Annotated in this window: 16 protein-coding genes and 1 riboswitch; of the genes, 8 read left to right on the top strand and 8 right to left on the bottom strand. The window is 54.5% G+C overall.

The window, feature by feature from the left end; translation table 11 throughout:
• Nucleotides 1-511 precede the first annotated feature (511 nt).
• Nucleotides 512-2,101, top strand: coding sequence for a bifunctional phosphoribosylaminoimidazolecarboxamide formyltransferase/IMP cyclohydrolase (gene purH / locus ACJHXA_RS21450; RefSeq protein WP_001187566.1), 1,590 nt, complete (start codon nt 512-514; stop codon nt 2,099-2,101).
• 11 nt (nt 2,102-2,112) lie between these two features.
• A complete protein-coding gene (purD, locus tag ACJHXA_RS21445; RefSeq protein ID WP_000866812.1) occupies nt 2,113-3,402 on the top strand; it encodes a phosphoribosylamine--glycine ligase in 1,290 nt (429 codons plus the stop codon).
• Here the strand turns inward: purD and zraR are convergent.
• Both zraR and zraS read right to left on the bottom strand, forming a co-directional pair.
• The gene (zraR, locus tag ACJHXA_RS21440) at nt 3,399-4,724 is read right to left on the bottom strand and encodes a sigma-54-dependent response regulator transcription factor ZraR (RefSeq protein ID WP_000148507.1); all 1,326 of its coding nucleotides are present in this window, start codon (nt 4,722-4,724) and stop codon (nt 3,399-3,401) included. The two genes, purD and zraR, sit on opposite strands and share 4 nt — an antisense overlap.
• Nucleotides 4,721-6,097 carry a two-component system sensor histidine kinase ZraS gene (gene zraS, locus ACJHXA_RS21435; protein WP_001211921.1) on the bottom strand — a complete coding sequence of 459 codons (1,377 nt, stop codon included), beginning with the start codon at nt 6,095-6,097 and terminating at the stop codon, nt 4,721-4,723. Before zraS ends, zraR begins: the two co-directional genes overlap by 4 nt.
• 237 nt (nt 6,098-6,334) lie before the next feature.
• Between zraS and zraP the strand changes: the two genes are divergently transcribed.
• Nucleotides 6,335-6,760: a zinc resistance sensor/chaperone ZraP gene (gene zraP, locus ACJHXA_RS21430; protein WP_001299292.1), complete on the top strand. Its 426-nt coding sequence runs from the start codon at nt 6,335-6,337 to the stop codon at nt 6,758-6,760.
• 1 nt (nt 6,761) lies between these two features.
• Here zraP and ACJHXA_RS21425 read toward each other — a convergent pair whose 3' ends face one another.
• The 6 genes from ACJHXA_RS21425 to nudC all read right to left on the bottom strand — a co-directional run bounded on the left by ACJHXA_RS21425 (nt 6,762) and on the right by nudC (nt 11,120).
• Nucleotides 6,762-7,457, bottom strand: a complete 696-nt coding sequence (locus ACJHXA_RS21425) for a DUF1481 domain-containing protein (RefSeq protein WP_001300651.1) — start codon at nt 7,455-7,457, stop codon at nt 6,762-6,764.
• A gap of 12 nt (nt 7,458-7,469) precedes the next feature.
• Nucleotides 7,470-7,742, bottom strand: coding sequence for a nucleoid-associated protein HU-alpha (gene hupA, locus ACJHXA_RS21420; RefSeq protein WP_001044513.1), 273 nt, complete (start codon nt 7,740-7,742; stop codon nt 7,470-7,472).
• 186 nt (nt 7,743-7,928) lie between these two features.
• On the bottom strand, nt 7,929-8,519 hold the full coding sequence (locus tag ACJHXA_RS21415; protein WP_000940106.1) for a YjaG family protein: 591 nt from the start codon (nt 8,517-8,519) through the stop codon (nt 7,929-7,931).
• Between the two features lie 42 nt (nt 8,520-8,561).
• Nucleotides 8,562-9,233: a deoxyribonuclease V gene (gene nfi / locus ACJHXA_RS21410; RefSeq protein ID WP_000362392.1), complete on the bottom strand. Its 672-nt coding sequence runs from the start codon at nt 9,231-9,233 to the stop codon at nt 8,562-8,564.
• 9 nt (nt 9,234-9,242) lie between these two features.
• A complete protein-coding gene (hemE, locus tag ACJHXA_RS21405; protein ID WP_000137657.1) occupies nt 9,243-10,307 on the bottom strand; it encodes a uroporphyrinogen decarboxylase in 1,065 nt (354 codons plus the stop codon).
• A 39-nt stretch (nt 10,308-10,346) separates the two neighbouring features.
• A complete protein-coding gene (gene nudC / locus ACJHXA_RS21400; protein ID WP_000373940.1) occupies nt 10,347-11,120 on the bottom strand; it encodes an NAD(+) diphosphatase in 774 nt (257 codons plus the stop codon).
• A gap of 94 nt (nt 11,121-11,214) precedes the next feature.
• On the opposite strand from nudC, the gene rsd reads away from it, so the two are divergent.
• The 5 genes from rsd to thiS all read left to right on the top strand — a co-directional run bounded on the left by rsd (nt 11,215) and on the right by thiS (nt 15,386).
• On the top strand, nt 11,215-11,691 hold the full coding sequence (gene rsd, locus ACJHXA_RS21395) for a sigma D regulator (RefSeq protein WP_000934302.1): 477 nt from the start codon (nt 11,215-11,217) through the stop codon (nt 11,689-11,691).
• Between the two features lie 51 nt (nt 11,692-11,742).
• Nucleotides 11,743-11,843, top strand: a riboswitch (TPP riboswitch).
• 80 nt (nt 11,844-11,923) lie between these two features.
• Entirely contained in the window at nt 11,924-13,819 is a 1,896-nt protein-coding gene (thiC, locus tag ACJHXA_RS21390) for a phosphomethylpyrimidine synthase ThiC (RefSeq protein ID WP_001276926.1), read from the top strand.
• Nucleotides 13,819-14,454 carry a thiamine phosphate synthase gene (gene thiE / locus ACJHXA_RS21385; protein ID WP_000284617.1) on the top strand — a complete coding sequence of 212 codons (636 nt, stop codon included), beginning with the start codon at nt 13,819-13,821 and terminating at the stop codon, nt 14,452-14,454. Before thiC ends, thiE begins: the two co-directional genes overlap by 1 nt.
• Entirely contained in the window at nt 14,447-15,202 is a 756-nt protein-coding gene (gene thiF, locus ACJHXA_RS21380) for a thiazole biosynthesis adenylyltransferase ThiF (RefSeq protein ID WP_000999737.1), read from the top strand. Before thiE ends, thiF begins: the two co-directional genes overlap by 8 nt.
• A complete protein-coding gene (thiS, locus tag ACJHXA_RS21375) occupies nt 15,186-15,386 on the top strand; it encodes a sulfur carrier protein ThiS (protein ID WP_001166230.1) in 201 nt (66 codons plus the stop codon). The genes thiF and thiS overlap by 17 nt, the downstream gene beginning before the upstream one ends.

Below are 15,386 nucleotides of genomic sequence, written 5' to 3'. Positions count from 1 at the left end.
CGAGTGCCCACACAGATTGTCTGATAAATTGTTAAAGAGCAGTTGCGACGCGCTTTAGCGCACTGTCGCGAGGTGGCGTATATTACGCTTTCCTCTTTCAGAGTCAACCCTGAATTTCAGGATTTTTCTCTTCAACCGAACCGGCTGTTTGTGTGAAGTGATTCACATCCGCCGTGTCGATGGAGGCGCATTATAGGGAGTTCTCCGCAGGCCGCAATAGAAAAATTGCAGAAAAATGACTGACTGCTGCATTCCCCAGCAAAACCCCGCTTTATACCTTTTTACGCACAGAGTTATCCACAATCATCAATGTAATTTCTGTATTTTTCCCACGGTAACCACTGTCAAAATTGTGATCACCATTGAAAGAGAAAAATTCGCGAGCGTTGCGCAAACGTTTTCGTTACAATGCGGGCGAAAAATAAGGATGCCCCGTTAGGGGCGTTAGCTGAGTTTTTCGCGAAAAATTCAGCTAACGCTCTCTGTAATAGTCAAATCCAGGGGATTTACCATGCAACAACGTCGTCCAGTCCGCCGCGCTCTGCTCAGTGTTTCTGACAAAGCCGGTATCGTCGAATTCGCCCAGGCACTTTCCGCACGCGGTGTGGAGCTGCTGTCTACAGGGGGCACTGCCCGTCTGTTAGCAGAAAAAGGTCTGCCGGTAACCGAAGTTTCCGATTACACCGGTTTCCCGGAGATGATGGATGGACGCGTGAAGACCCTGCATCCGAAAGTACATGGTGGCATTCTGGGCCGTCGCGGCCAGGACGATGCCATTATGGAAGAACATCAGATCCAGCCTATCGATATGGTGGTTGTTAACCTGTATCCGTTCGCCCAGACCGTGGCCCGTGAAGGTTGCTCGCTGGAAGATGCGGTTGAGAACATCGATATCGGCGGCCCGACCATGGTGCGCTCCGCCGCTAAGAACCATAAAGATGTCGCAATCGTGGTGAAGAGCAGCGACTACGACGCCATTATTAAAGAGATGGATGACAACGAAGGATCGCTGACGCTTGCAACCCGTTTCGACCTCGCCATCAAAGCCTTCGAACACACTGCCGCCTACGACAGCATGATTGCCAACTACTTCGGCAGCATGGTTCCGGCGTACCACGGTGAAAGCAAAGAAGCCGCCGGTCGCTTCCCACGCACGCTGAACCTGAACTTCATTAAGAAGCAGGATATGCGTTACGGCGAGAACAGCCACCAGCAGGCTGCCTTCTATATAGAAGAGAATGTGAAAGAAGCCTCCGTTGCTACCGCAACCCAGGTTCAGGGTAAAGCCCTCTCTTATAACAACATCGCCGATACCGATGCGGCGCTGGAGTGCGTGAAAGAGTTCGCCGAGCCGGCATGTGTGATTGTGAAGCACGCCAACCCTTGCGGTGTAGCTATCGGCAATTCCATTCTTGATGCTTACGATCGCGCGTACAAAACCGACCCAACCTCCGCATTCGGCGGCATCATTGCCTTTAACCGCGAGCTAGATGCGGAAACCGCACAGGCCATCATTTCTCGTCAGTTTGTCGAAGTGATTATTGCGCCTTCCGCCAGCGAAGAAGCCCTGAAAATCACCGCCGCCAAGCAGAACGTACGCGTTCTGACCTGCGGTCAGTGGGGCGAGCGTGTTCCGGGTCTTGATTTCAAACGCGTGAACGGCGGTCTGCTGGTTCAGGATCGTGACCTGGGGATGGTCGGTGCGGAAGAACTGCGCGTCGTCACCCAACGTCAGCCGACCGAACAGGAACTGCGCGATGCGCTGTTCTGCTGGAAAGTGGCGAAGTTCGTGAAATCCAATGCTATCGTCTATGCCAAAAACAATATGACCATCGGTATTGGCGCGGGCCAGATGAGCCGCGTGTACTCCGCGAAAATCGCCGGTATTAAAGCTGCTGATGAAGGCCTGGAAGTGAAAGGTTCCTCGATGGCTTCTGACGCGTTCTTCCCGTTCCGCGACGGTATTGATGCCGCCGCCGCTGCGGGCGTGACCTGCGTAATCCAGCCTGGCGGTTCCATCCGTGATGACGAAGTGATTGCCGCCGCCGACGAGCACGGTATTGCGATGCTCTTCACCGACATGCGCCACTTCCGCCATTAATGGAGCAATAGATGAAAGTATTAGTGATTGGTAACGGCGGGCGCGAGCACGCGCTGGCCTGGAAAGCGGCCCAGTCGCCGCTGGTTGAGACTGTTTTTGTTGCTCCGGGTAATGCAGGCACTGCGCTGGAACCCGCGCTGCAAAACGTTGCTATTGGCGTGACCGATATCCCGGCGCTGTTGGATTTCGCACAAAACGAAAAGATTGATCTGACCATCGTCGGCCCGGAAGCGCCGCTGGTGAAAGGCGTGGTCGATACCTTCCGCGCCGCCGGGCTGAAAATCTTCGGCCCAACCGCAGGTGCGGCCCAACTGGAAGGCTCAAAAGCGTTTACCAAAGATTTCCTGGCCCGCCATAAGATCCCTACGGCGGAATACCAGAACTTCACCGAGGTAGAACCTGCGCTGGCGTATCTGCGTGAGAAAGGCGCGCCAATCGTCATTAAAGCGGACGGTCTGGCTGCCGGGAAAGGCGTTATCGTGGCGATGACGCTGGAAGAAGCGGAAGCGGCTGTTCACGATATGCTGGCGGGCAACGCTTTTGGCGACGCGGGTCATCGCATCGTTATCGAAGAGTTCCTCGATGGCGAAGAAGCGAGCTTTATCGTGATGGTGGACGGCGAGCATGTGTTGCCGATGGCCACCAGCCAGGATCACAAACGCGTAGGCGATAAAGATACCGGACCAAACACGGGCGGGATGGGCGCTTACTCCCCCGCGCCGGTAGTAACCGATGAAGTTCATCAGCGCACCATGGAACGTATCATCTGGCCAACCGTGAAAGGCATGGCGGCGGAAGGCAACACCTACACCGGTTTTCTCTACGCGGGCCTGATGATCGACAAACAGGGCAATCCGAAGGTTATCGAATTTAACTGCCGCTTTGGCGATCCGGAAACCCAGCCGATTATGCTGCGCATGAAGTCCGATCTGGTTGAGCTCTGCCTGGCAGCCTGTGAAGGGAAGCTGGACGAGAAAACATCCGAGTGGGATGAACGCGCTTCTCTCGGCGTGGTGATGGCTGCGGGTGGATATCCGGGCGATTACCGCACCGGTGATGTGATCCACGGCCTGCCGCTGGAAGAAGTGGAAGACGGCAAAGTGTTCCATGCAGGCACAAAACTGGCGGATGACGAGCAGGTAGTGACCAGCGGCGGGCGCGTACTGTGCGTCACCGCGCTGGGTCATACCGTGGCAGAAGCGCAGAAACGCGCTTATGCCTTAATGACCGATATTCACTGGGACGACTGCTTCTGCCGGAAAGATATCGGCTGGCGCGCTATCGAACGCGAGCAGAACTAACGCGACAGTTTTGCCAATAGCGTTTTGCGCGTGATCCCTAACTGACGGGCGGCTTCGGTTTTGTTGCCGCCCGTTTTCTCCAGCGCCGCCAGAATCACCTCTTTTTCCACTTCCACCAACGGCTGAATATCCTGACTTTGTCCCAGCGGGATCGGCGTACTGGCAATCGCCAGCGGCAGCTCGCGTTCGGAAATATATTCCCCGGTCAGCAGCACCACTGCCCGTTCCACCGCGTTTTCCAGCTCACGAATATTTCCCGGCCAGTCGTAATGAATCAACAGATCCATCGCCTGGGGCGTAAAACCTTTTACCGCCTTGCGATTACGCTCGGCAAAGCGCTGCAGAAAATGGCCAGCCAGCAGAGGGATATCTTCCCGCCGTTGCCGCAGCGATGGTACTTCAATCGCCACCACATTCAGGCGATAGTAGAGATCCTGGCGAAAACGCCCGGCATTCACCTCTGCGGCAAGATCGCGATGGGTCGCCGCAATCAGCCGGACATCAACCGAGATAGTCTGGTTGCTACCGACACGCTGAACTTCGCGCTCCTGAATCGCACGCAGCAGACGCACCTGCATCATCGGCGAGATATCGCCAATTTCATCGAGAAACAGCGTGCCGCCGTCCGCCTCAACAAAGCGCCCTTCCCGGCGTTTATCGGCTCCAGTAAACGCCCCTTTTTCGTGACCGAACAATTCAGATTCCAGTAAGGATTCGTTGAGTGCCGCACAGTTGAGCGTTACCAGCGGTTTTTCGCTACGTGCGCTACTGGCGTGAATCGCCCTGGCGACCAGCTCTTTACCGGTGCCGGAATCGCCGTGGATCAGTACCGTGGCTTCCGATGGCGCGACGAGGGCGATTTCACTGAGCAGGTGTTGCATCGCCGGGCTTTTACCGACCATACCGAACTGGCTGGCAGTCACCGCAGGTGTTTCAGCATCAATACTGTGCGTATGCGCGAGCGCTTTTTCCAGCGTCGCCTGTAGGTTATCGAAATCCAGCGGCTTGATGAGATAATCCAGCGCCCCAGTTTTCAGTGCCTCTACCGCCGTCTCGACGCTGGAGTACGCAGTCATAATCAGCACCGGAATTGCCGGGTTTAACGCTTTGATCTCTTTCAGCGTGGCGATGCCGTCCATCTCCGCCATTCGCACATCGCAAAGCACAAGATCAAAAACCTGTTCCCGCACCTGCTCCAGCGCCTGTCGCCCGCTGTTCGCCAGCGCGACGTTATAGCCCCAGCCGCGCAGTAAAGCCTGCAAAATAGTGCAGTGGCTAATGTCATCATCCACCACCAGAATATCGATATTATCGTGCGTCATCCTTGTGGGTCCTTACGCGTAATATTGACCGGAAGCCAGAGGGTGAACGTTGAGCCTTTTCCCTCCTGGCTTGCGACCTGAATTGTACCACCGTGTTGTTCAACAATATTATGCACGACCGCCAGCCCCAATCCGGTGCCTTCGGCTTTGGTGGTGAAGTACGGAGTGAAGATGGCTTCAAGCTGATCTGCCGCAATTCCCTTACCGCTGTCGGTAACGCTGATTTTCACGCCCGCGCCGCTTTCGCTGACCGTCACGCTAATCACGCCATGCTGACCAATCGCCTGAATAGCATTGAGATAGAGATTCAACAGGACCTGAGTCAGCCTGTCCGGATCGGCCTGAATTTCCGGTAATGTGTCGTTGGCGGTAAAGCGTAACTGGATCTCCCGGCTGTTTGCATCCTGGCTTACCAGCTGTAATGAGTGGTTAATCAGCGTGTTGAGATCCACCGCCTGCAAAGCCAGATGCGTTGGCTTAACCAGTTCCAGCAACTCGCTTACCACGCGGTTTAAACGGTCGGCTTCTTTCGCCATCACCTGCGCCAATTGATGCGCTTCTCCCCCTGCTGGCGCGCGTTCGGCAAAGTATTTCGCCAGCCCTTTAATTGAGGAAAGTGGATTACGGATTTCGTGGGCAACGCCTGCCGCAAGATGCCCCAGAGCTACCAGCTTCTCTTTGCGCTTCATTTCATCCTGCAACAGCTGGCGCGAGCGCAGATAGCGGCGATACCAGAAGAATGACAACACGCTTGCCAGCAAGACCGTCGCCAGGGCGAAGAGGATAATCAGGGTGTTTCTCTGCTCACGATCTTCGGCACTCACAATATTACTGGCGTCGAAAGCGATGAAAATTGCTTGTGGTGTCGCGGCATACTGCTGCATATGGCGCATCCGGTGCATTCCAGCAGCAAACATCGGTTGAAACTGGCGATAAATTTCCAGAACAGGCTCGCCGTCTGCGCTATCGATCCGCCGCCACGCTTCTTCATCTCCAGGATGTAACTGCTGCATTTCCTGCGGGGAATAAAGCTGTTTTCCCACCATGCCGGAGTTGCTATGCATCACGATTGTTCCTTGTTCATCCGTGACCGCAAACCAACGTACTCCAGGCTGCCCGGCCATTTCTTCCAGTAAGGCCTGCTGCTGCGCATGATGCATGCGCATCCCCATGCCGACGCGCGAGCCGGATTCAAGAGCGCGAATAAGTACACTGCCTTTTTCCAGCAGCGTTTGTCTGGCGGCGGCAGTCTCGCGCCCATAATCGCGAATCACCGTCACCGCAAACAACCCTACCAGCCCAACAATGACCACGGGGAGGATCGCGCTTAACCATTTAGCTAAGGAGTCTTTAGAACGTTGCATAAAACGCATCTTCTTCTTTGCCTGCTCATCCCTTTCTGACAGCAGAAATCATGCCATCTTTTATCAGCGCTTACCCTGCGCTGTAACACAAAGGCTTAAGTTTCAATGAGTAAAAATGACTCGCTACCCGCAGCAGGCGAGTCATTTTTACTCGTTTATCATGCCAGATTACCCGTCATATCAGCGTTTCATCGTTGGCACGGAAGATGCAATACCCGAAGTAAGACAACCACTGGAGGATTAACCATGAAACGGAACACGAAAATTGCCCTGGTAATGATGGCGCTTTCAGCAATGGCGATGGGATCGACATCTGCATTTGCTCACGGCGGACACGGTATGTGGCAGCAAAATGCCGCGCCTTTGACCAGCGAACAACAGACAGCGTGGCAGAAAATCCATAATGACTTTTACGCTCAAAGCAGCGCACTGCAACAGCAACTGGTGACGAAGCGTTATGAATACAATGCCCTGTTAGCCGCGAACCCACCGGATAGCAGCAAAATTAACGCGGTCGCCAAAGAGATGGAGAATTTGCGTCAGTCGTTAGATGAGTTACGGGTGAAACGAGATATTGCGATGGCTGAAGCGGGTATTCCGCGCGGTACCGGAATGGGCATGGGTTACGGCGGCTGCGGTGGTGGCGGTCATATGGGTATGGGCCACTGGTAAATCAGAACGTTTTCTCGTTGGGTTGCCAGCGACAGAAATCAGAGTTTGCCACTAACAGTAATTGCGAACCTTCGGGCGCTTCCAGCCATGCCACGCTGACATCAACAGAAGAGCGGCTCTGGCGGCGCTCGATATGCGCTATCGCCTGCGAATCTAAATCAGGTTTAATGGTTTGCCCTTCGCAGGTGGTCACGGTCTGTTCCATCGCATGCCAGCGCCCCTGGCGCAGCACGACTCTCCCCTGACGTAAGGCATCGCTAATCTGGCGGATCTGATCAGCACGATAACGGTATAAATCGATTTGGTCGTTAGAAAGCTGCTGCTTTTCCCCATCGGATTCACGTTGCATAAAGCTCAGATCGCCGCGATCGTCAAAACGCGCGCGAATGTTCACCGGCGGTTTGCTGTAAACATTGATATTGATGAGCGTGAGGTTATCGCCCTGCCAGCGATACTCTCGCGTCGTGGTATCGCCACTGCGCCACGGGCTAAACACGGCAAGCAGATGCACATTATCGCCGCTGTCTTTTCGCCAGATGCGTACCGCGCCCTGGTCTTCAGCAAATCCACTGGCGGTAAAGGGAGGAAGTGAAGAGTTGTGACTACAGGCAGTGAGAAACAGAGCGCCTGCCAGCATCAATGATCGACGCCAGAAAGACAAAAGGGGTGAAACCACCCCTTCGTTAAAACTGTTCACTGCCACGCAATCTTACTTAACTGCGTCTTTCAGTGCCTTGCCAGAAACAAATGCCGGTACGTTAGCTGCGGCAATTTTGATTTCTTTACCGGTCTGCGGGTTGCGGCCAGTACGCTCAGCGCGGTGGTTCACTTTGAAGGTACCGAAACCAACCAGTTGTACAGCATCGCCTTCTTTCAGAGACTCAGTAATTGCAGCCAGAGTGGACTCCAGAGCAGCTTTAGCCTGGGTTTTGGACAGTTCTGCTTTCTCTGCAATTACATCAATCAGTTGAGTCTTGTTCATAAGTTATCCTTACAATGTGTTTATCGCTTGCTAAGCATCGAGTGCGACGGAAATGCCAGAATAGCACTCTCCTGCATACACGCACCGATAGCCACTTTTTTTCGCCCCCCAAATGTAGACCAGACGGGGGGCGAAAGGGAAGACTCCAGGTACGACAAATCAGGCGTTAAATCACGTTTTCTGGTCTTATTGCTGAAAAATTATACCAATATTGCTCTCACCCGCCTCACGCAGGTCTGCCCTAAGGCCTTTTATCAGCTCGATATCGCGTTCTTCGCACTCAGCTAAAAGTCGGAATATTTCCCACTGAATGTCCCATTCTTGCTCTACAGCTGGGTTTTCTTTAAGCTCTTCATCGCTCATTTCGCGACCAGCCTGAGTCATTTCCAGCATCGCAACGGTCGTGATGGAGGTCTTACTCACTTCCACCGCGTGTTCGAGCGTTTCACCACTCAAACGCGAATGGACCAGTTCACTTAACGCCACGCAGGCATCGATTGCCGGATAAACGCCGTACAGATCGAAATCGTCGGCTGAAGGAATCGCTTCTTCAAATTTCTCCAGTTGGCTGTCGAAATTTACTTTTGCGTCTTTAACGGTCAGCGTTTCCCAGATGAGATCGAGAATACGACGGTAAATTTGCCCATCACCAAAACCGGTTTGCTGGCAGAACATGGCGTAATTGGGGTACATGCGTTCGCATAAGCAAGCCATGAAAGTGACATGCTGCCAGCTTTCCAGGCGCTCCAGACGCAGATGAATTGGGTTTTGTAACATGTTGAGTTCTCAAATACGGAAATTATCCGCAGTTTACCTGAATTAGGGCTGATTTGCTGTATAGCGCACGAACGCCGGACGTTCCGAGGCCACCGCGTCCGCCCAGCGCGTTGGCTCCGGCAGACGATAGCCTTTCATGCAGCGTTGTACCCACGCCAGCGCGCTGTCCACGCTGACCCGATGGCCGGTAGCGATAAACAACGGGTTACAGCGCGCTTTGCTGCGCCAGACCCAGGCCAGCTGCTCGCCTTTATCCATCAGTGGGGCCAGCGCGCCCGGTTCGCTGGAGAGCGGTTCGAATTTACCGCAGAGCCGTTTTTTCGCCACGCCGATCGTTGGCACATCCACCATCAAACCAAAATGGCTGGCGACGCCAAGACGGCGAGGATGCGAGATCCCATGACCATCGACAAACACTAAATCCGGCTTTTGCGACAGCATCTCCCACGCTGCCAGCAGCGCAGGATATTCGCGGAAGGAAAGAAAACCTGGAATGTAAGGCATGGTGGTGGCGATGCGGGCAACTTTATACTCCACCAGCTCAAGCGAGGGATATTTCAGCAGCACCATCGCCGCTCGCGTCACTTCTCCGCCCTGCTCAAACCCGACATCGGCTCCGGCGATCAGATCCGGTGGATCTTTATCGAGTCGATCCTCGCGGATCACAGAAGAAGCCAGTTCGATTTGTTGAGCGCGTAATGACGCGAGATCCATAATCACTCCTTAGCGGTGATACTGTTCAGACAGTCGATGCACTGCCTCCACGAACACGCCAGCATGTTCTGGCGGCACATCCTGATGAATGCCGTGACCAAGGTTAAAGACATGACCTTCGCCGTGACCGAAACCTGCAAGTATAGTCGCTACTTCTTCTTCAATGCGGGCAGGCGGCGCGTACAGCATCGACGGATCCATATTACCCTGCAACGCGACTTTATTGCCCACACGGCGGCGCGCATCGGCGATGTCCGTTGTCCAGTCGAGGCCCAGCGCATCGCAACCGGTTTCTGCCATGGCTTCCAGCCACTGTCCGCCGCCTTTGGTAAACAGCGTGACCGGTACGCGGCGACCGTCGTTTTCACGCAGTAAACCATCAACAATTTTATGCATGTAATAAAGCGAGAACTGTTGATAATCGCGCCCGGTAAGCACGCCGCCCCAGGTGTCGAAAATCATCACAGCCTGAGCACCGGCTTTAATCTGCGCATTCAGATACAAAGTGACGCTTTTCGCCAGTTTATCGAGTAGAGCGTGCAGCGCCTGCGGATCGGCATACATCATTTTTTTGATCACGGTGAAGGCTTTGCTGCTGCCGCCTTCCACCATGTAGGTTGCCAGCGTCCACGGGCTGCCGGAAAAACCAATCAGCGGCACTTCGCCTTTCAGTTCGCGACGAATGGTACGCACCGCGTTCATCACGTAACCCAGCTCATCTTCCGGGTCCGGAATTGGCAGTTTATCGACGTCGGCTTTGCAGGTGACTGGCGAGGTAAAACGCGGACCTTCTCCGGCTTCAAAATAGAGCCCTAACCCCATCGCGTCCGGCACGGTGAGGATATCGGAAAAGAGGATCGCCGCATCCAGCGGGTAGCGACGCAGCGGTTGCAAAGTCACTTCGCACGCCAGCTCGGCGTTTTTGCACAGCGACATAAAATCGCCCGCCTGGGCGCGCGTGGCTTTATATTCCGGTAGATAGCGACCCGCCTGGCGCATCATCCATACTGGAGTGACATCAACGGGCTGGCGCAGCAGCGCCCGCAGATAACGATCGTTTTTAAGTTCGGTCATTTTGGCTGTTCCTTAGTGCGTCAGGCGGTCAGTGTATCATCACTCATACTCTGCCCGACACATCGCCACCGTATCTTCTATCAGACGGCGCGCTACGGTGCCGGGCGGCGGGAGTAACGGCAAATCGTCATAGCGATACCAGTTCGCCTCGAGCAATTCTTTCGGGTCGATCACGATGTCGCCGCTGTCATATTCCGCCATAAACGCGGTCATTAAAGACTGAGGAAACGGCCACGGCTGAGAAGTCACGTAACGCAAGTTTTTAACTTTAATTCCGCTCTCTTCCATCACTTCCCGCGCGACTGCCTGCTCGAGGGTTTCGCCCACTTCGACGAATCCGGCAAGTACTGTATGGACACCGTTACGATGGCGGGTATGCTGGGCGAGGAGGATCGAATCATCGCGACGGATAGCAACAATAATGCAGGGGGCGATTTGCGGGTAGTAACGCTCACGGCAATGGCTGCACAGCATCGCCCATTCGGTTTTGCTCGGATACATTTCATGCCCGCAGTAACCACAGTATTTATGCGATCGGTAAAACTCCGCCAGTTGTACGCCTCGTCCGGCCAGTTGAAACAGCCCAACATCGAGATCAATGACCTGACGTACCGACCCCATATCGTGACGCCGCTGCTGTTGTACTAACCAAACAGGTTCCCCCTGCCATTCGCCGATTTGTAGTGCGCGCTGACCCACAAGATCGAAATTTGCCGCTTCGCCATATGGCAATTCTCCCTTCGGCAACCATAATTTTTGTTCATGGCTGACGACCCACCAGCCGTGATCTAATTTTTCAATTATACGATCCATAGCTCTTGCACTACCTTTGCATCACTGGCATGTTTAACATGGTTTTTACATTTCTCACTGAGCAGTTTTTGAATACAAACTTGCGGAGTCAATCATGCTTAACCAGCTCGATAACCTGACGGAGCGCGTCAGAGGAAGTAACAAACTGGTTGATCGCTGGCTACATGTACGTAAGCATCTGCTCGTGGCTTACTACAATCTGGTTGGCATTAAGCCTGGCAAAGAATCGTACATGAGGCTAAACGAAAAAGCCCTTGATGATTTTTGTCAGAGCCTGGTCGATTACTTGTCTGCCGGACATTTCAGTATTTATGAGCGCATTCTTCATAAGCTGGAAGGCAACGGGCAACTCGCGCGCGCCGCGAAGATTTGGCCGCAACTCGAAGCCAATACTCAACAGATTATGGATTACTACGATTCCAGTCTGGAAACCGCCATCGATCATGATAATTACCTTGAGTTTCAACAGGTTTTATCTGACATCGGCGAGGCGCTGGAAGCGCGCTTTGTGCTGGAAGATAAGCTGATTCTGCTGGTGCTTGACGCCGCCCGCGTCAAACATCCTGCTTGAGTTCTGCGCTGTTAACGCGTAATTTACATTCAATGCCCCATTTGCGGGGCTAATTTCTTGTCGGAGTGCCTTAACTGGCTGAGACCGTTTATTCGGGATCCGCGGAACCTGATCAGGCTAATACCTGCGAAGGGAACAAGAGTTAATCTGCTATCGCATCGCCCCTGCGGCGATCGTCTCTTGCTTCATCCGTCGTCTGACAAGCCACGTCCTTAACTTTTTGGAATGAGCTATGTCTGCAACAAAACTGACCCGCCGCGAACAACGCGCCCGGGCCCAACATTTTATCGACACCCTGGAAGGCACCGCCTTTCCCAACTCAAAACGCATTTATATCACTGGCACACACCCCGGCGTGCGCGTGCCGATGCGTGAGATCCAGCTTAGCCCGACGCTAATTGGCGGTAGCAAAGAACAGCCGCAGTACGAAGAAAACGAAGCGATTCCGGTCTACGACACCTCCGGCCCGTATGGTGATCCGCAGATTGCCATTAACGTGCAGCAAGGGCTGGCAAAACTACGCCAGCCGTGGATCGATGCGCGCGGCGATACCGAAGAACTTACCGTGCGCAGTTCCGATTACACTAAAGCGCGGCTGGCAGATGATGGCCTCGACGAACTGCGTTTTAGCGGTGTACTAACACCAAAACGCGCCAAAGCAGGACGCCGTGTCACCCAACTGCACTACGCCCGACAGGGCATCATCACGCCGGAAATGGAATTCATCGCCATCCGCGAGAATATGGGCCGCGAGCGCATCCGTAGCGAGGTTTTACGCCACCAGCATCCGGGAATGAGCTTTGGCGCACATCTGCCGGAAAATATCACTGCGGAATTTGTCCGTGATGAAGTTGCTGCCGGACGTGCGATTATCCCGGCCAACATTAATCATCCGGAATCGGAGCCGATGATTATTGGTCGCAATTTCCTGGTAAAAGTTAACGCCAATATCGGCAACTCGGCGGTCACCTCTTCCATCGAAGAAGAAGTGGAAAAGCTGGTATGGTCCACGCGCTGGGGAGCGGATACGGTGATGGATCTCTCCACCGGTCGCTATATTCACGAAACCCGCGAGTGGATTTTGCGTAACAGCCCGGTGCCGATCGGTACAGTGCCGATCTACCAGGCGCTGGAGAAGGTTAACGGGATCGCCGAAGATCTTACCTGGGAAGCGTTCCGCGACACGCTGCTGGAACAGGCCGAGCAAGGTGTGGATTACTTCACTATCCATGCGGGCGTACTGCTGCGCTATGTGCCGATGACCGCGAAACGCCTGACCGGTATCGTCTCTCGCGGCGGTTCGATTATGGCGAAATGGTGCCTCTCCCATCATCAGGAAAATTTCCTCTATCAACACTTCCGCGAAATTTGTGAAATCTGTGCCGCTTATGACGTTTCGCTGTCGCTGGGCGACGGTCTGCGCCCCGGTTCTATTCAGGACGCCAACGATGAAGCGCAGTTTGCCGAGCTGCATACGCTGGGCGAACTGACCAAAATTGCCTGGGAATATGACGTGCAGGTGATGATTGAAGGCCCAGGCCACGTGCCGATGCAGATGATCCGCCGCAATATGACCGAGGAGTTAGAGCACTGCCACGAAGCGCCGTTTTACACTCTGGGGCCGCTAACTACCGATATTGCGCCGGGCTATGACCACTTCACGTCGGGGATTGGTGCGGCGATGATTGGCTGGTTTGGCTGCGCGATGCTCTGTTACGTAACGCCAAAAGAGCATCTGGGTCTGCCTAATAAAGAAGATGTTAAGCAGGGGCTTATCACCTATAAGATTGCCGCCCACGCCGCTGACCTGGCGAAAGGGCATCCGGGCGCGCAAATTCGCGATAACGCCATGTCGAAAGCCCGCTTCGAATTTCGCTGGGAAGACCAGTTTAATCTGGCCCTCGACCCGTTTACCGCCCGCGCTTATCACGATGAAACCCTGCCGCAAGAGTCAGGTAAAGTCGCCCATTTTTGCTCCATGTGTGGGCCGAAATTCTGCTCGATGAAAATCAGCCAGGAAGTGCGTGATTACGCCGCCACGCAAACTATTGAAATGGGAATGGCGGATATGTCGGAGAACTTCCGTGCCAGAGGCGGAGAAATCTACCTGCGTAAGGAGGAAGCGTGATGTATCAGCCTGATTTTCCTCCTGTACCTTTTCGTTCAGGACTGTACCCGGTGGTGGACAGCGTACAGTGGATCGAACGTCTGTTGGATGCAGGCGTACGTACTCTCCAGCTACGCATCAAAGATCGGCGCGATGAAGAGGTGGAAGCCGATGTCGTGGCGGCAATTGCGCTGGGCCGCCGCTATAACGCGCGATTGTTTATCAACGATTACTGGCGGCTGGCGATCAAGCATCAGGCGTATGGCGTCCATTTGGGGCAGGAAGATTTGCAAGCCACCGATCTCAATGCCATCCGCGCGGCAGGCCTGCGGCTGGGCGTTTCGACACATGACGATATGGAAATCGACGTCGCGCTGGCAGCACGCCCCTCTTATATCGCGCTGGGACATGTGTTCCCGACGCAAACCAAACAGATGCCTTCTGCACCGCAGGGGCTGGAACAGCTGGCACGGCATGTTGAGCGACTGGCGGATTATCCCACCGTGGCGATTGGCGGTGTCAGTCTGGCACGCGCGCCTGCGGTGATAGCAACGGGTGTCGGCAGTATCGCCGTCGTCAGCGCCATTACTCAAGCCGCAGACTGGCGTTTGGCAACGGCACAGTTGCTGGAAATTGCAGGAGTTGGCGATGAATGACCGTGACTTTATGCGTTATAGCCGCCAAATCCTGCTCGACGATATCGCTCTGGACGGGCAGCAAAAACTGCTCGACAGCCAGGTGCTGATTATCGGTCTGGGCGGGCTGGGTACACCTGCTGCGCTGTACCTGGCGGGCGCTGGCGTCGGGACGCTGGTACTGGCAGATGACGACGATGTGCATTTAAGCAATCTGCAACGACAAATCCTCTTTACCACTGAAGATATCGATCGCCCGAAATCGCAGGTCAGCCAACAGCGACTGACACAGTTGAATCCCGACATTCAACTGACAGCATTACAACAACGGTTAACGGGTGAGGCGTTAAAAGATGCGGTTGCACGGGCCGATGTGGTGCTCGACTGTACCGACAATATGGCGACTCGCCAGGAGATTAATGCCGCCTGCGTGGCACTCAACACGCCGCTTATCACCGCCAGCGCGGTCGGATTTGGCGGTCAGTTGATGGTACTGACGCCGCCCTGGGAGCAGGGGTGTTACCGCTGCCTGTGGCCAGATAACCAGGAGCCAGAACGCAACTGCCGCACGGCGGGCGTGGTTGGCCCGGTGGTCGGGGTTATGGGCACTTTGCAGGCACTGGAAGCCATTAAGTTATTAAGCGGTATAGAGACACCTGCGGGAGAACTCCGACTGTTCGACGGTAAATCGAGCCAGTGGCGCAGCCTGGCGTTGCGCCGCGCCAGTGGTTGCCCGGTATGCGGAGGAAGCAATGCAGATCCTGTTTAACGATCAACCGATGCAGTGCGCCGCCGGGCAAACTGTTCACGAACTACTGGAGCAACTCGACCAACGACAAGCGGGCGCGGCTCTGGCGATTAATCAGCAAATCGTCCCGCGTGAGCAGTGGGCGCAACATATCGTGCAGGATGGCGACCAGATCCTGCTTTTTCAGGTTATTGCAGGGGGTTGA

The sequence above is a fragment of the Escherichia sp. WS33 genome, assembly GCF_046486385.1.
Lineage (GTDB): Bacteria > Pseudomonadota > Gammaproteobacteria > Enterobacterales > Enterobacteriaceae > ECMA0423.
This window is presented reverse-complemented; position numbering and strand designations above follow the sequence as displayed.

What these genes read in the sequence shown, in the direction of transcription:
- purH (WP_001187566.1), top strand. Translation starts at nt 512, where the DNA reads ATGCAACAACGTCGTCCAGTCCGCCGCGCTCTGCTCAGTGTTTCTGAC.
- purD (WP_000866812.1), top strand. Translation starts at nt 2,113, where the DNA reads ATGAAAGTATTAGTGATTGGTAACGGCGGGCGCGAGCACGCGCTGGCC.
- zraR (WP_000148507.1), bottom strand. Translation starts at nt 4,724, where the DNA reads ATGACGCACGATAATATCGATATTCTGGTGGTGGATGATGACATTAGC.
- zraS (WP_001211921.1), bottom strand. Translation starts at nt 6,097, where the DNA reads ATGCGTTTTATGCAACGTTCTAAAGACTCCTTAGCTAAATGGTTAAGC.
- zraP (WP_001299292.1), top strand. Translation starts at nt 6,335, where the DNA reads ATGAAACGGAACACGAAAATTGCCCTGGTAATGATGGCGCTTTCAGCA.
- hupA (WP_001044513.1), bottom strand. Translation starts at nt 7,742, where the DNA reads ATGAACAAGACTCAACTGATTGATGTAATTGCAGAGAAAGCAGAACTG.
- ACJHXA_RS21415 (WP_000940106.1), bottom strand. Translation starts at nt 8,519, where the DNA reads ATGTTACAAAACCCAATTCATCTGCGTCTGGAGCGCCTGGAAAGCTGG.
- nfi (WP_000362392.1), bottom strand. Translation starts at nt 9,233, where the DNA reads ATGGATCTCGCGTCATTACGCGCTCAACAAATCGAACTGGCTTCTTCT.
- hemE (WP_000137657.1), bottom strand. Translation starts at nt 10,307, where the DNA reads ATGACCGAACTTAAAAACGATCGTTATCTGCGGGCGCTGCTGCGCCAG.
- nudC (WP_000373940.1), bottom strand. Translation starts at nt 11,120, where the DNA reads ATGGATCGTATAATTGAAAAATTAGATCACGGCTGGTGGGTCGTCAGC.
- rsd (WP_000934302.1), top strand. Translation starts at nt 11,215, where the DNA reads ATGCTTAACCAGCTCGATAACCTGACGGAGCGCGTCAGAGGAAGTAAC.
- thiC (WP_001276926.1), top strand. Translation starts at nt 11,924, where the DNA reads ATGTCTGCAACAAAACTGACCCGCCGCGAACAACGCGCCCGGGCCCAA.
- thiE (WP_000284617.1), top strand. Translation starts at nt 13,819, where the DNA reads ATGTATCAGCCTGATTTTCCTCCTGTACCTTTTCGTTCAGGACTGTAC.
- thiF (WP_000999737.1), top strand. Translation starts at nt 14,447, where the DNA reads ATGAATGACCGTGACTTTATGCGTTATAGCCGCCAAATCCTGCTCGAC.
- thiS (WP_001166230.1), top strand. Translation starts at nt 15,186, where the DNA reads ATGCAGATCCTGTTTAACGATCAACCGATGCAGTGCGCCGCCGGGCAA.